General features: G+C 70.3%; 13 protein-coding genes. 5 read left to right on the top strand and 8 right to left on the bottom strand.

Annotated features, from left to right (window positions below; translation table 11 throughout):
* Positions 1–7: 7 nt before the first annotated feature.
* A complete protein-coding gene (locus ACFY0T_RS32720) occupies positions 8–1,453 on the bottom strand; it encodes an MFS transporter (protein ID WP_388878625.1) in 1,446 nt (481 codons plus the stop codon).
* Between the two features lie 134 nt (positions 1,454–1,587).
* Here ACFY0T_RS32720 and ACFY0T_RS32715 point away from each other — a divergent pair, with 134 nt between their 5' ends.
* Positions 1,588–2,154 (top strand): TetR/AcrR family transcriptional regulator, encoded by a 567-nt coding sequence (locus ACFY0T_RS32715; protein ID WP_388878622.1) that lies wholly within the window; start codon positions 1,588–1,590, stop codon positions 2,152–2,154.
* 471 nt (positions 2,155–2,625) lie between these two features.
* Here ACFY0T_RS32715 and ACFY0T_RS32710 read toward each other — a convergent pair whose 3' ends face one another.
* The 7 genes from ACFY0T_RS32710 to ACFY0T_RS32680 all read right to left on the bottom strand — a co-directional run bounded on the left by ACFY0T_RS32710 (position 2,626) and on the right by ACFY0T_RS32680 (position 10,185).
* Entirely contained in the window at positions 2,626–3,858 is a 1,233-nt protein-coding gene (locus tag ACFY0T_RS32710; protein ID WP_388878859.1) for a TerD family protein, read from the bottom strand.
* A 117-nt stretch (positions 3,859–3,975) separates the two neighbouring features.
* The gene (locus tag ACFY0T_RS32705) at positions 3,976–4,965 is read right to left on the bottom strand and encodes a zinc-dependent alcohol dehydrogenase family protein (RefSeq protein WP_388878619.1); all 990 of its coding nucleotides are present in this window, start codon (positions 4,963–4,965) and stop codon (positions 3,976–3,978) included.
* Entirely contained in the window at positions 4,962–5,828 is an 867-nt protein-coding gene (locus ACFY0T_RS32700) for a carbohydrate ABC transporter permease (protein WP_388878616.1), read from the bottom strand. Before ACFY0T_RS32700 ends, ACFY0T_RS32705 begins: the two co-directional genes overlap by 4 nt.
* On the bottom strand, positions 5,825–6,775 hold the full coding sequence (locus ACFY0T_RS32695; RefSeq protein ID WP_388878612.1) for a carbohydrate ABC transporter permease: 951 nt from the start codon (positions 6,773–6,775) through the stop codon (positions 5,825–5,827). The genes ACFY0T_RS32700 and ACFY0T_RS32695 overlap by 4 nt, the downstream gene beginning before the upstream one ends.
* Positions 6,772–8,142: an ABC transporter substrate-binding protein gene (locus ACFY0T_RS32690; protein WP_388878609.1), complete on the bottom strand. Its 1,371-nt coding sequence runs from the start codon at positions 8,140–8,142 to the stop codon at positions 6,772–6,774. Before ACFY0T_RS32690 ends, ACFY0T_RS32695 begins: the two co-directional genes overlap by 4 nt.
* Positions 8,143–8,264: 122 nt before the next feature.
* Positions 8,265–9,047 (bottom strand): DeoR/GlpR family DNA-binding transcription regulator, encoded by a 783-nt coding sequence (locus tag ACFY0T_RS32685; RefSeq protein ID WP_388878606.1) that lies wholly within the window; start codon positions 9,045–9,047, stop codon positions 8,265–8,267.
* A gap of 313 nt (positions 9,048–9,360) precedes the next feature.
* A complete protein-coding gene (locus ACFY0T_RS32680; RefSeq protein ID WP_388878603.1) occupies positions 9,361–10,185 on the bottom strand; it encodes an NAD-dependent epimerase/dehydratase family protein in 825 nt (274 codons plus the stop codon).
* A gap of 300 nt (positions 10,186–10,485) precedes the next feature.
* Here ACFY0T_RS32680 and ACFY0T_RS32675 point away from each other — a divergent pair, with 300 nt between their 5' ends.
* The 4 genes from ACFY0T_RS32675 to ACFY0T_RS32660 all read left to right on the top strand — a co-directional run bounded on the left by ACFY0T_RS32675 (position 10,486) and on the right by ACFY0T_RS32660 (position 14,985).
* Entirely contained in the window at positions 10,486–11,427 is a 942-nt protein-coding gene (locus ACFY0T_RS32675) for a 5-dehydro-4-deoxyglucarate dehydratase (protein ID WP_388878600.1), read from the top strand.
* A gap of 31 nt (positions 11,428–11,458) precedes the next feature.
* Positions 11,459–12,640, top strand: a complete 1,182-nt coding sequence (locus ACFY0T_RS32670; protein ID WP_388878597.1) for a hypothetical protein — start codon at positions 11,459–11,461, stop codon at positions 12,638–12,640.
* A 945-nt stretch (positions 12,641–13,585) separates the two neighbouring features.
* Positions 13,586–14,173, top strand: coding sequence for a TIGR03086 family metal-binding protein (locus ACFY0T_RS32665; protein ID WP_388878594.1), 588 nt, complete (start codon positions 13,586–13,588; stop codon positions 14,171–14,173).
* Positions 14,174–14,229: 56 nt separating this feature from the next.
* Entirely contained in the window at positions 14,230–14,985 is a 756-nt protein-coding gene (locus tag ACFY0T_RS32660; protein WP_388878591.1) for an MBL fold metallo-hydrolase, read from the top strand.
* Positions 14,986–15,065 lie beyond the last annotated feature (80 nt).

Raw genomic sequence — 15,065 nt, 5'->3', positions numbered from 1 at the left:
TCCGTTTCTAGGCGGCGGCCTTCGGCTTGGTACCGGTGATCACGAACGCCGACACCAGCAGTGCGGTGAGCGCGATCAGTGAGCCGACGCCGAACGCGCGGGCCGCGCCATGGGTGAGGATCTCGGACGGTGACCCGGCCGCGTGCCGGGTCGCCGTGCCGAACACCGTGACCAGGATGGACAGTCCGAGCGTGCCGCCGAGCCACTGGAGGGTCTGCAGCAGACCGGACCCGGCGCCCGCCTCACGCGGCTCGACGCCCGCGAGGATCGTCGCGTTGAGCGGCATGAAGCTCAGGCCCACGCCCAGGCCCATCAGCAGCAGCGGACCGAACAGGCCGCTCAGATAGCCGTCGCCGGGCTGGAGCCGCCACAGCCACGCGGCCGCGGCGACGAGCAGGCCCATGCCGGTGAGCAGGACCGGCTTGGCGCCGAAGCGGGCCAGCAGCCGCGGCACGAAGCGCACGGTCGTGAACATCGCCAGGGTCATCGGAAGGAAGGCGAAGCCCGCGCGGAGCGGGCTGTATTCCAGGACCTGCTGGCAGATCAGGGTGAGGAAGTAGAACGCGCCGAACATGCCCGCGGGCAGCAGCAGGACGCCCGCGTAGCCGCCCGCGCGATTGCGGTCGGCGAACAGGCGCAGCGGCATGATCGGCTGGCCCGCGCGGGACTCGATCAGGGTGAAGCCGGCGAGCAGGGCCGCCGCCGCGCTGAATCCCAGCTGTGCCTGGATGTCGCCCCAGCCGCCCTCCGAAACCTGGATGAACGCGTACACCAGCGAGGTCATCCCGGCCGTGCCGGTGAGCGCGCCCGCCGCGTCGAACCGGCCCGCGTGGCGCGGGGTTTCGGTGACGAAGCGGGGGAGGGCGGCCGCGACCGCGATGCCGATCGGCACGTTGATCAGCAGGGCCCAGCGCCAGGACGCCCACGACGTGAGCATGCCGCCGAGGACCAGCCCGATGGAGGCGCCGATGCCCGCCATGGAGGAGTAGACGCCGAGGGCGTGGTGGCGGCGCGGGCCCTCCGGGAAGTTGGTGGTGATCAGGGCGAGGGTGCTGGGCGCGGTGAGCGCGGCGCCCACGCCTTGCAGCGCGCGGGCCGTGAGCAGCCAGGCGTTCTCGGTGGCGAGTCCGCCGAGGAGGGAGGACGTGGCGAAGAGCAGGACGCCGATGGTGAGCGTGCGGCGGCGGCCGACGATGTCGCCGACGCGCCCGCCGAGGAGCAGCAGGCCGCCGAAGGCGAGCGTGTAGGCGTTGAGGACCCAGGAGAGGCCGGTGGGGGTGAAGGCGAGGTCGTTCTGGATGGCGGGCAGCGCGACGTTGACGACCGTGGAGTCGACGCCGACCATCAGGTAGGCGGTGACGATGACGAGGAGGGCTGTGCCGAGCCTGGCCGACTGGTCGGGTGCGGCTTCGGGTGGGCTGGTGCTGGTGGAGGGCACGGACGGGGTGGACATGGAATGCTCCCTGTCTTGGGTCCCCGGTGGATGCGTGCGGGCAGCGCGGACTGCCCGCGGCGATAAGCGGGGACTGTCTCCGTTTAGTGCTCGTAAGATACGGAGAGAGTCCCCGGTTGGCAAGGAGTATCTGAATGGCGCAGGTCAAGCCGATGCGGGCGGATGCACGGCGGAACTATGAGCGACTGCTCAAGGAGGCGGCGGTCGCGTTCGCCGAGCACGGGGAGGGTGCGTCCCTCGACGACATCGCCAAACGGGCCGGGGTGGGGTCCGGCACGCTGTACCGGCACTTCCCCACGCGGCAGGCGTTGTTGGAGGCCGTGTACGTCGACACCATCGAGGCGATCGCCGCGCGGGCGGACGAGATCGCGGCGGAGTTGTCGCCCGGCGAGGCGCTGGTGGAGTGGCTCAATGAGCTGAGCGAGGGGATGATCCAGGTCCGCGGGCTCAAGACGCTGCTCGGGTCGGCCGTCGCGGACGGGAGCTCCGCGGTGCTGACCGCGTGCGGGAACTCGGTGAAGGGGGCGGCCACGCGGCTGGTCGAGGCGGCGCAGCGGGAGGGGACGCTGCGGGCGGATGTGGAGCCGATCGAGGTGCTGCGGCTCGCGCATGGGGTGGCCACCGCGTCGGAGTTGGCGAACGGACAGGGGAAGTACATCCGTCGGTATCTGTCGCTGCTGACGGAGGGGCTGCGGCCTTAGCGGGGGTTTGCTCTGCGCCGCCCCGCGTTCCGCAGGTGGGTGGGGCGGGGCCGTGCCAGTACATCCGCCCCGTCGGCGCCTCTGACGCCGCCTTCGTGCGCGCCCGGTCCGGTGGGCGGGGCGGGGCCGTGCCAGTACATCCGCCCCGTCGGCGGTTGCAGCTTGGCGTGGTGCCGTTGCTCGGCCTGGTGACCATCACGAGGCGACGGGGCATTTGATGTACCGGCACGGCCCCTTCCGTGCGTCGTCGGGTGTGGGTCGTGGGGGCGGGGCGTCGGGTGCGGCCACGTAGCGACGGGGCGTTTGATGTACCGGCGCGGGCCCTTCCGTGCGTCGTCGGGTGTGGGTCGTGGGGGCGGGGCGTCGGGTGCGGCCACGTAGCGACGGGGCGTTTGATGTACCGGCGCGGCCCCTTCCGTTCGTCGGCGGCTGCGGGTGTGTGGGGGCCGGGCGTCGGGTGCGGTGGTGTGGCTAGAGGGACTGGGCTGCGGGCTTCACCATGCCGCGGACCGTGCGGGACTTGACGAAGTCGCCCATGGCCGTCATCTCCCACTCGCCGGAGAACTGCTTGATGAGCTTGGCCATCATGACGCCGGTCTGGGGTTCGGCGTTGGTGAGGTCGAAGCGGACCAGTTCCTCGCCGGTGGCGGCGTCGAGGAGGCGGCAGTAGGCCTTGGCCACCTCGGTGAACTTCTGGCCGGAGAAGGAGTTGACCGTGAAGACCAGGCCCGTGACGTCCTGGGGGAGGCGGCCGAGGTCCACGACGATCACCTCGTCGTCGCCTCCGCCCTCGCCCGTGAGGTTGTCGCCGGAGTGCTTGATCGCGCCGTTCACGATGGACAGCTTGCCGAAGTAGCAGCTGTCGATGTGGTTGCGCTGCGGGCCGTACGCGATGACCGAGGCGTCCAGGTCGATGTCCTTGCCGCGGTACGCGGGCTCCCAGCCGAGGCCCATCTTGACCTGGGAGAGGAGCGGGCGGCCGCCCTTGACCAGGGAGACGGTCTGGTTCTTCTGGAGGCTGACCCGGCCCTTGTCGAGGTTGATCTTTCCGGGGGAGGGGGGCGTAGCGGGGGGAACCGGCGGGGACGGCGGGGCAGCGGCGAGTCGGGGGTCCAGGGGCGGGGTCGGCGGGATGACCGGGGGCTGCGTGGTGGGGGTGGGCGGGGTGATCGGCTGTGCGGGGGTGGGGGTGGGGGCCGGTGTCGGTGTCGGTTCTTCCACCGTCACGCCGAAGTCCGTGGCGATGCCCGCCAGGCCGTTCGCGTAGCCCTGGCCGACCGCTCGGGCCTTCCACGCGCCGTTGCGGAGGTAGATCTCGACGATCACCAGGGCCGTCTCGGTGCCCAGCTGGGGCGGGGTGAAGGTCGCGAGGACCGTGTTGTCGTCCGCGTTGCGGATGGTGGCCGTGGGTTCGATGCCCTGGAACGTCTGGCCCGCCGCGTCCGGGCTCGCGGTGACGACGATCTTCTCGATGCCTGGGGGGACCGAGGTCGTGTCGACCGTGATCGCGTCCGGGGACGTGCCGCCGCCCGAGCGGTACGTCACGCCCGGGCCGCTGGGCTGGTTGTAGAAGATGAAGTCGTCGTCGGAGCGCACCTTGCCGTCGGCGGTGAGCAGCAGGCCCGATACGTCGAGCCGCACCGGGGCGGCGACGTCCACCGTCACGCGGGTGACGGGGAGAGGGATGTTCGAGCCGGGGGTCATAGCTGTCATGCCAGAGGTAACGAGCGGGCCCGCTTTACCGTTCCCTTACCGAAGGAGTTGTTCACCCCTCCGCCCCTACCGACGGGAATGGGCAGGGGCGGAGGGGGCGAAATACCTCTACGGCACCACCACGATCTTTCGTCCCACGCCCGACGCGAACTGGTCCAAGGCCTGGGGATAGCTCGTCAGGGGGAGGCGGTCGCTGATGAATACGGAGGGGTCGAGGACGCCCGTCGCGAAGAGCTCCGCCGCTCGTTCGAAGCTGTGCAGGACCGCCATCGAGCCCGTGATGGTGATCTCCTGGTTGTAGATGCGGTAGGGGTCGATCGTGACGCGGGTCGCGTACTCGGCGACGCCGAACTGGAGGAAGGTGCCCGCCTTGGCGACCCGGCCCAGACCGTCCTGGATCGCCGCCGCGTTGCCCGTCGCGTCGACGACCACGTCCCACCCCTGGGGCCGGTCGAGTTCATCGGCGCTCGCCGCGGACGCGGACACGCCGAGCTGTTGGGCCGTGGCCAGCCGCTGCGGGTTCACGTCCACTATGTCCACGCTCGCCGCCCCCGTGCGCTTCGCCAGCTCCAGCATCATCAGGCCCATCGTTCCCGAGCCGTAGATGAGGACGTGGGCACCGAGTCGGGAGTTCAGGACGTCGTAGCCGCGCACCGCGCAGGAGAGGGGTTCCACCAGGGCCGCGTCCTGGGTGCGTACGTGCTCCGGGAGCTTCACGCAGTTGGCCACGGGGGCGGTCGCGTACTGGGCGGCACCTCCCGCCGTCGTCACGCCGATCGCCGCCCAGCGTTCGCAGAGGTTGTTGTGGCCCGTCCGGCAGTACCGGCACTCGTAGCAGTACAGGGAGGGGTCCACTGCCACCCTGTCGCCCACCGCTATCTCGGTGACCTGGGTGCCGACCCCGACCACCTCGCCCGCGAACTCGTGCCCCGGCACGATCGGCAGCTTGGGCGCGAACTCTCCCTGGAGGATGTGCAGGTCCGTGCCGCACAGGCCGCAGGCCGCGACCTCGACGACGACCTCGCGGGGCCCTGGCGTCGGGTCCGGGACCTCGGTGACGACGGCGCGGCCCACGGACTCGATGACGGCGGCCTTCATTTCACGGCTCCCAATGACAGGCCCTGGACCAGCTTGTCCTGGGCGGCGAACCCCGCGGCGAGCACCGGCAGGGAGATGACGAGCGACGCGGCGCACACCTTCGCCAGGAACAGGCCCTGGCTGGTGATGAAACCGGTCAGGAAGACGGGGGCGGTCTCCGCCACCACGCCCGTCAGTACGCGGGCGAACAGCAGCTCGTTCCAGCTGAAGATGAAGCAGATCAGGGCCGTTGCCGCGATCCCGGGGAGGGCGATCGGGGCCACCACGCGCGCGAGGATGGTCGGCAGCCGCGCGCCGTCGATCTGCGCCGCCTCGATGATCGCGGTCGGGACCTCGGAGAGGAAGGACTGCATCATCCACACCGCGATCGGCAGGTTCATGGCTGTGTAGAGGATGACCAGCGCCCAGATGTTGTCGAGCAGGCCGGTGTTCTTCGCGAACAGGTAGATCGGCAGCAGCCCCGCCACCAGCGGCAGCATCTTGGTGGACAGGAAGAAGAACAGGACGTCGGTCCACTTCTTCACCGGCCGGATGGACAGCGCGTACGCGGCGGGCAGCGCGAGGAGCAGCGTCAGCAGTGTGGAGGCCACCGAGGCCGTCATCGAGTTGATCAGCGCGGGCCAGGGGCTGGCGCCGCTGCCCGCGCCGAAGAACTCGCGGTAGCTGTCCAGAGTGAGCGAGGCGGCGAGAGAGGGCGGATTGGTCGCCGCGTCCGCCTCGGAGTGGAAGGACGTCAGGGCCATCCAGAGGATGGGCAGCACGAACAGGATGCCGGCCAGCCATGCGGCGACCCCAAGGGCGCTACCCCGGAGCCGGCCGCCGGACCGGGTTCGCCGCGGGGCGGCTGTGGTGATGGTGGTCATGCGCGGGACGCCTCCTCACGGAACAGGGACGACACGACGCGCAGGGCGAATGTCGCGAGGATGATCGAGCCGATGACGACGAGGACGCCGGCCGCGGAGGCGAGGCCGTTCTCGTGTGCCTGGTAGAAGGTCTGGTAGATGGTGTACGGCAGGTTCGCGGTGCCCAGGCCGCCGGAGGTGATGGTGTACACCGCGTCGAAGTTCTGCACGATGTAGATCGAGCCGAGCAGTACGCCCAGTTCGAGGTAGCGGCGCATGTGCGGCAGCGTGATGTGGACGAACATCTGCCAGTCGTTCGCGCCGTCCATGCGGGCCGCCTCGACCAGCTGCGGGTCGCGGCTCTGCAGTCCGGCGAGCAGGATCAGCATCATGAACGGGGTCCACTGCCAGATCAGCGATGCCTCGACCGCCATCAGAGGCATCTCGGAGATCCAGTCCGGCTGGGCTGCCCCGCTCCCTCCGATCGCGTTCAGGATGCCGTTGAACAGGCCGTACTCGGGATTGAACAGCACGTGCTTCCACAGCAGCGCGGCCGCGATCGGCACCAGCAGGAAAGGGGCGATGAGCATCGTGCGCACGGCGGCCCGGCCGCGGAAGCGGCGGTCCAGCAGGAGCGCCAGCACCAGCCCGAGCACCAGGCTGACGAGCACCACGGTGACGGTCAGCAGGACGGTCGTCCACACCGATTTGCGCAGGTCGGGTGTGCTCAGCACCTCGGAGTAGTTGGCGAGGCCGGCGAAGTGGCGGTCGTCCGGATAGAGCGCGTTCCAGTCGAAGAACGAGATCACCAGCGTCGCCACGAAGGGCAGCTGCGTCACGATGATCATGAAGATCAGCGCGGGCAGCAGGGGGGCCCGGGTGGCCCAGGCGCGCATACGGTTCGGCCGCCGGGCCGCCGGCCGCGCGGAGGCGGCGGCGACCCGGGTGGGGGGAGTGGTGACGGTCATGATCCCTGGTACTTCTTTCCGACGGCCTCGGCGAGTTCCTGCGACTTCTTCAGCGCGCTGTCCACGGACTGCTTGCCGGCGACGGCGGAGCTGATCTCCTGGGAGACCTTGGTGCCCAGGTCGGTGAACTCGGGGATGCCGACGAACTGGATGCCGGGCGCGGGCCGGGGCTGCACGCCCGGGTCGTCGGGCTTGGCGTTCGCGATGGCGTCCCGGGTGACGTCCGCGAACGCGGCCGCCTCCTTGCGGTACTCCGGGATGTCATAGGTCGACGTCCGCTTGCCGGCCGGCACGTTGGCCCAGCCGATGGTCTTGCCGACGAGCTTCTCGTAGTCCTTGCCGGACGCCCACGAGATGAACTTCCAGGCGTCCTCGGCGTTCTTGGACGCCTTCTGGATGCCCCACGCCCAGGTGTAGAGCCAGCCCGAGCTCTCGGTCTTCTCGACCGGTGCCGGGACGTAGCCGATCTTGCCCTTGACCGGGGAGCCGGAGGCCTCCAGGGAGCCGGCGCCGGCCGTGGCGTCGTACCACATGGCCGTCTTGCCCTGGGTCATGTTGTTCAGGCACTCGGCGTAGCCGGACTGCGCGGCGCCGGACTCGCCGTGCTTGCGCACCAGGTCGATGTAGAACTGCGTGGCCTGCTTGAACTCCGTGGAGTCCAGCCGGGCCTGCCAGTCCTTGTCGAACCAGGTGCCGCCGAAGGTGTTGACGACCGTGGTCAGGGGCGCGAGCATCTCGCCCCACCCGGGCAGGCCGCGCAGGCAGATGCCCTTCATGCCGGACTCGGCGGTGTCCACCTTGGCGGCGAGGTCAGCGACCTGCTTCCAGGTGGGCTTGTCGGGCATGGTCAGCCCGTCCTTGTCGAAGACGTCCTTGCGGTACATCAGGAAGGACGACTCGCCGTAGAAGGGCTCGCCGTAGAGCTTGCCGTCCTTGGCGGTGAGGGCCTGTGTCATCGGGGCGAGGATGTCGTCCTGGTCGAAGGCCTGGTCGCTCTTGACGTACGAGTCCAGCGAATGGAGCCAGCCGTTCTTGGCGTAGATCGGGATCTCGTAGTTGCTGAGCGTGGCGACGTCGTACTGGCCCGCCTGGTTGGCGAAGTCCTGGCTGATCTTGTCGCGGACGTCGTTCTCCGGGAGGACGGTGAAGTTCACCTTGATCCCGGTGTCCTTGGTGAAGTGGTCGGCGGTGAGCTTCTGCAGCTCCACCATCTGCGGGTTGTTCACCATCAGGACGTTGATGGAGTGGCCGCCGGAGGATCCGGAGCCGCCGGCACCCGAGCAGGCGGCGAGGAGTGGAGTGATCAGCGTCCCTACGGCCGCCACGGCGATCAGGGTGCGTGGCGTTCGTCGGCTCTGGGTTCGCATGCGGTGCTCCTGGATTTATGGGGATAAAGGGGGCTATGACTGGGTTGGGGGTGCCCTGTGGAGGACGATGGCTTGGGTTTTCGGATGCGGTACTACGCGATACCGGGCAGTGGGTTCTGACGTCAGACGCGGATGACCTGGGGCCCCAGTAGCGAGTAGCGGTGGGCCTCGGCCGTGGGCAGCAGTGTGCTGGTGACGATCGCCTCCAGTGCGCCGATCTCCGCGAACCGGCAGAAGCTGACCGCCCCGAACTTGGTGTGCACGCCCGCGAACACCGTGCGGCGTGCGGCCCGGATCGCCTGCGCCTTGACCTCGCTGACGGCCGGGTCGGGGGTGGTGAGGCCGTGTTCGCGGGAGATGCCGTTGGCGCCGATGTAGGCCAGGTCGATGACGAAGCCGGAGAGCATCTTCGTCGTCCAGTGGTCGACGGTCGCGAGCGTACCGGGGCGGACCCGGCCGCCGAGCAGCAGGACGGAGATGGCGTCGGCCTCGGCGAGCGCGCCCGCGACCGGCAGGGACGCGGTGACCACGGTCAGCGGTCGGTCCCTGGGCAGTGCCTCGGCGATGAGCTGCGGGGTGAAGCCCTCGTCGACGAAGACGGTCTCGGCGTCCCCGAGCAGCTCGGCCGCGGCAGCCGCGATCCGGCGCTTCTCGGGTACGTGGCTGGTGGCGCGGAAGGAGAGCGTGGTCTCGAAGCCGGCGCTCTCCACGGGGTAGGCGCCGCCGTGGGTGCGGCGGAGCAGGCCGTGGTCCTCCAGGACGCGCAGGTCCCGCCGTACGGTCTCCTTGGCCACGCCCAGTTCGGCGGCGAGCGCGGTGACATCGACCGAGCCGGTGGCGCGTGCGACCCGCACGATCTCACGCTGGCGCTCCTCGGCGGTCCCCGCCGTCTTCGCCGTCGTCATCGCCGACACCCGCTTCCTGCTGTGTTTCGTGGCCCGTCCGCCTCGGAGGCGTTCAAGCCGGTGTTGCCCGTTCGGGCCCGGTGCGGCCCATGGGGGAAGTTCTACAGCGGGGGTTCGCGACTGAACAGGTCTGTTGCAGATTCGATGCTGCCCGTTTGTGCCCGTTTGGCTCGGTGGGCGCCCGTCTCGGACCTGCGGAGCCGCGCGTCGGGGCGTGGGATCGGGCAGCACGGATGCCCGAATGCGGGAGCGGGCGGGCCCGTTCGGTGCCCGCCCGCTCCGTGAACGTCTGTTTTCCGCCGTGTCGGCCGGATCAGTACGGCCAGACCGGCGGGTCGCTCACGAAGTGTCCGCCCAGGTAGGCATGGGCCACGTTCTCCGGGTCCAGCTCGCCCTGCTCGGCGATGAGCTTCTCGGCGTACGGCTCGGAGTCGTCCTGCGGTTCGTAGCCGAGCGCCCGAGCGGTCGACAGGTCCCACCACAGGCGGGTGTTCGCGGAGGATCCGTAGACGACCGTGTGCCGTACGTCCTCGGCGGTCAGGGCCGCGTGGAAGAGGCGGGTGCCGTCCTCGGGGCTCATCCAGACCGAGAGCATGCGCACGCTGGTGGGCTCCGCGAAACAGGAGCCGATGCGCACCGAGACCGTCTCCAGGCCGTGCTTGTCCCAGTAGAACTGGGCCAGGTCCTCGCCGAAGGACTTGGACAGGCCGTAGAAGGTGTCCGGGCGGTGCGGGGTGTCGATCGGGATCAGCGCGCTGTCGTCGAACGGGGCGTCTCCCCGCGGGCGCGGGGTGAAGCCCACCGCGTGGTTGGAGGAGGCGAAGACGATCCGGCGTACGCCCTCCTCGCGCGCCGCCTCGTACAGGTTGTACGTCCCCTCGATGTTCGCCTTGAGGATCTTGTCGAAGGAGGCTTCCAGGGAGATGCCCGCGAGGTGGACGATCGCGTCGACGCCCCGTACCGCCTCGCGCAGTGCCGCCTTGTCGGCGAGGTCCGCGGTGATCGCGTCCGGCTCGCCCTCGATGGGGAGCAGGTCGAGGAGGCGCAGCTCGTAGCCGTACTTCGGCAGCAGTCCCCGCATCAGGGTGCCGAGTCCGCCGGCGGCGCCGGTGAGCAGAACGGTGCGGGGAGCGGGCATGCGGTGTCTCTCCTCGGTGTGGGGCTCTGCGCTACGGCAGGGGTGCGGGGCTCTGCGCTACGGCGGCGGACGTATTTGTGTATGACATTCACATTCGTGGACACGCTAAGGATCGCTGACGCGCTCCGTCAAGTGTCGCGCGGAGGTGGGGAATCCGCCTCCGTGTTGCGGGTTTGCGTGCTTGACCGGCCCCGAGGTCGCGGCTTAGCGTGGGCGCGTTCAGAAATATAGACGTGGATCAGAAACGTGCACCGGTGGGCATGCGTTCAGGGCCGGTGGGCACCTGCTTAGGGAGAGTCCGTGACGTCAGCCCCTCTCGCCGCTCGGCTCAGCATCCCCAGCGGGCCGTTGTTCTTCCCCGTCACCGCGTACGGCCCCGACGGCTCCGTCGACCTCGACGTCTACCGGGAGCACGTGCGGCGCGGCGTCCGGGCCGGCGCCGCGGCGGTCTTCGCCTGCTGCGGCACCGGGGAGTTCCACGCGCTTACGCCCGAGGAGTTCGAGGCGTGTGTACGGGTGGCCGTGGAAGCGGCGGAGGGGCGCGTGCCGGTCGTCGCCGGCGCCGGGTACGGGACCGCGCTCGCCGTGCGGTTCGCGCGGCTCGCGGAGGGGGCCGGGGCCGACGGGCTGCTCGCCATGCCGCCGTATCTCGTCGTGGCCGGGCAGGAGGGTCTGCTGCGGCACTACCGCGAGATCGCCGCGGCCACCTCGCTGGACGTCATCGTCTATCAGCGCGACAACGCCGTGTTCACGCCCGAGACCGTGGTCGAGCTGGCGCGCACCGACGGGATCATCGGGTTCAAGGACGGGCTCGGCGATCTGGACCTGATGCAGCGGATCGTGAGCGCGGTGCGGAGTGAAGTCCCCGGGGATTTCCTGTACTTCAACGGACTGCCGACCGCTGAGCTGACCGCGCTCGCGTACCGGGGCGTGGGGATCACGCTGTACTCGTCCGCGGTGTTCTGTTTCGCTCCCGAGATCGCGCTGGCCTTCCATAGGGCGCTGAACGCCGGGGACGATGACGTCGTGAACCGGCTGCTCGACGGGTTCTACCGGCCGTTCGTCGATCTGCGGGCGCAGGGGCGTGGGTACGCTGTCTCGCTCGTCAAGGCGGGGGTGCGGTTGCGGGGGCTGGATGTGGGGGAGGTGCGGCCGCCGCTGCACGAGCCGGCCGAGGACCATGTGAAGCAGCTCGCGCAGTTGATCGAGCGGGGGTACGGGTTGCTTGAGGAGGGTGTGTGACGGTGCGGGTGGGGCTTCTTGGGGAGGGTGCGTGAAAGCGTCCGCTTTTGTCTATCCGTGGGACGTCAACGGTGATCCGGAGGCCGCCTCGCGGATCGCCGGGCTCGGGGTGCCGCAGGTGACGCTCGCGTCCGCGTACCACTCCACGCGGGCGTTGACGCCTCGGCATCCTCGGCACCGGATCGTCACCGCCTCGCACGCGGCCGTGCTGTATCCGGTGCAGGACACGCGGTGGGAGGGGCGCGCGCTTCGGCCGTACGCGGCCGGGGAGTGGGCGCCCGGGGACGCGTACGGGGCGGCGGCCGCGTCGCTCGCGGAGGTCGGGCTCGAGGTCCACACCTGGGTGGTCCTCGCGCACAACTCCCTTATGGGGGAGGAGCATCCGTCGACCTCCGTCGTCAACGCGTACGGGGACCGGTATCCCTGGGCGCCGTGCATCGCGCAGCCCGGGACGCGGGCCTACCTGGTCGACCTCGCGGCGGAGGCGGCGGTGCGGCCCGGGGCTCGCGGTACGGAGCTGGAGTCGCTCGGGTGGTACGGGCTGGCCCATCTGCACGCGCACGACAAGATCGGCGGGGTGGGGCTCGGGGATGCCGGGCAGTATCTGATGTCGCTGTGCTTCTGTGCGGTGTGCCTCGACGGTTACGCCGAACACGGCGTAGACGGTGGTGAGTTGGCGGTCGCTGTACGGGAGGCTCTTGAGCCGGTGTGGCGGGGGGCGCCGTCGGACGGTGGCTGGGCGGGGGTCGAGAAGCTGCTCGGGGCGGAGCGCGCGGGGGCTACGCGGGGGTGGCGTGACGGGGTGGCTCGTACGCTCCAGGAGGCGGCGGTGTCGGCGGTTCGCGCTGCCGCGCCGGCCGGGTTCCAGGTGCTGCTGCACGCGGATCCGGTGTCGTACCACTGTGGTGCGAACGCCGGTGTCGACCCTGGGCACGTGCTGTCCGTGGCGGATGGTGTCGTGGTGCCGTGTACGGGGGGCGGTGCGGGGCTGCTGACTCCGTTCGCGGAGGCGGGACGGGAGGGTCGGGCGGGGGGTGTCCTGGCGGCCAACTTCACCGTGGTGACGGGGATGGGGGGTCGGCCGGGCGCGCTGGCGGCTGATGTGGAGCGTGCGGCTTCGCTTGGCGCGACGGAACTTCGGCTGTATCACGCCGGGTTGGCGTCCGACGGGGATCTGGAGGCTGTGCGGTCAGTGGTGGCGGGTCTGGGCTGAGGGCAGGGCTGCGGCCTGGGGTGTATCGCCGCCTCAGGCCGGTGGGTGGGTCGGGGCCGTGCCGGTACATCCGCCCCGTCGCCGGCTGCAGATCGGTTGGGTCCCAAGGACTGCCTGTCGGCAACCACGTAAGCGACGGGACATTTGATGTACCGGCACGGCCCCTCCCGCGCGTCGACGACTGCGGGTACGTCCCCTCACCCCAGCGAGCAACATCAGCCGCTCTCTCGCCCACGGCCCAGACAACGAGCCGCCGCCTCCAGCTCCCCCACAACCATCCGGTTGCGCCTCTCTCCCGCCCGGCACCAATCAGCCCGTCCGGCGTGAGGCCCGCGCGAAGCGCTGCACCCCACCCAGACCAATCCCCCCATCGGCCTCAATCCGCGCACCAACCCCAGCTTCTGCCACCAACGCCAGCTCCTTCGACCAAGGCCAACTCCTGCTAACGAGCCCGACTTCCCCAACCAACCCCGTGCGGCCCTTCCACCCGGCCGGGCATCTTCAGCCCGTCCGGCGTTTGAGGACGAGGCCGGCAAGGCCGATGCGAGGGTCTGGGGGCGGCAGTCCCCAGGTAGGGGACGGGTAGGGGCGGAGGGGGCGAAAAGCGCTTTTGGTTTGGGGCAGGGTCAGGAGGCGGGCCAGAGCCAGGTTGGTGGTGATCAGGAGGGGGCGGTGGCCGGTGCGGTCCGCCAGGGTGTCCAGGAGGGGGCGATGAGCGTGGGCGCCACATCGCCGACGATCCGACGCCGGAGACCACCGTTCCGGTCAGATACAAACCCGCGTTGCGATCACTGAGGACACGCGCCACCGTCGATGTCATGGCAGGTGATCGTGGTGCTAAGCCCTAAAGCCGGCCTCGACGGCGACGTTCTCGGCGCCGAGCGATGAGTTTCCGGCGCGGCCTCGGTCTGCCTCATGAGTGGAGACGAACGCTGAGGAAAGCGGATGACCGGCCGGACTTTCGATCTGTGGCCGCAGGCCCTGATCGTGGCGCGCCTCGCGGAGGGCGTGACGGAGGAGCAGCTCGACGGTGTGACCCCCTGCCCGGGGCGCGCGGTGCGCAACATGCTGGGGCATCTGGTCGGGCTGGCCACCGCCTTCCGCGACGCGGGGCGCAAGGACCTGGGCCCTACGACGGACACCAGCCCGGATGCCGTCGTGCCCGACATCGAGCCGGGCTGGCGCGAGACCCTGCCCAAGGCGCTCGACGAGCTCGCCGAGGCCTGGCGCGACCCGGCCGCCTGGACCGGAGAGACCCGGGCGGGCGGGGTGACGCTGCCGGGTGCGGTGGCGGCCGCGGTCGCCGCCGACGAGCTGGTGGTGCACGGGTGGGATCTCGCCCGGGCCACCGGCCAGGCGTACGAGCCGGATGCCGCCGCCCTGCAGGCGTCGTACGAATTCCTCGCCGCCGCGGCCGAGGACCCGAGCCAGCGCGGGGGCGCCTTCGGGCCCGTGGTGCCGGTGCCCGACGACGCGCCGCTGCTCGACCGGGTCATCGGGCTCAGTGGCCGCGATCCGGGGTGGAAGCCGTAGGTGTAAGAGGTAACAACGGGGGCGCCCACCGGCTTGCCGTTTCGTACGCTCCCCCTATGTCTCTCGCCCTTACCGTCCTCGGCACCGCCTCCCCGCATCCGCAGCCCGACCGTCCCTGTTCCGGGTATCTGCTGCGCGGTGGGGGCGCCGAGGTGTGGGTCGACGCCGGGCCGGGAAGCTTCGCCGCATTGCAGAGGCATACGGATCCTGCGCGGCTGGACGCGATCTGGATCTCGCATCTGCACGCGGATCACTGCGCCGATCTGCTGGCCGCCGTGTACGGGCTCGCGTACGGCGGGCTCACCCCGTCCGCTCCTCTTCCCGTGTACGGGCCACCGGAGCTCGGGCAGCGGCTCGCCGGGTTCTTCGGGCAGCCGGATCCGGGGTTCTTGAGCGGGATCTTCGACTTCCGGGCCCTGTACGACGGGCACGACACGCACGTGGGCGCACTGCGGCTTCGTACGCGTGCCGTGGTGCACGACACCGAGGCGTACGGGCTGCGGGCCGAGTGCGACGGGAGCGTCCTCGCGTACTCGGGGGACAGCGGGCCGTGCCCCGCGCTGGGCGAACTCGCCGCCGGCGCCGACCTGTTCCTCTGCGAGGCCGACATCGACCGGCATCGCGGAAGCGAACGCCAGGTGCATCTCACGCCCGAGGACGCCGGCGCGGTCGCCGCGCGGGCGGGCGTGGGGGAGTTGATCGTCACTCACGTAGGGCCGACGCTCACGCCGGAGGCGGCGACCGAGCGTGCCGCGGCCGTTTTCGGCGGGCGGACCACCACCGCTCGCGAGGGCAACAGCGCCGATCTCTGAGGACCGGACTTCCCCACCTGCTGAGGAGCGGGCCCAACCATCGGTCACTCCACCTTCTTTTGTCAGAAGCGTTGACGAAA

This window comes from Streptomyces sp. NPDC001530 (assembly GCF_042894545.1).
Taxonomy (GTDB): Bacteria; Actinomycetota; Actinomycetes; order Streptomycetales; family Streptomycetaceae; genus Streptomyces.
This window is presented reverse-complemented; position numbering and strand designations above follow the sequence as displayed.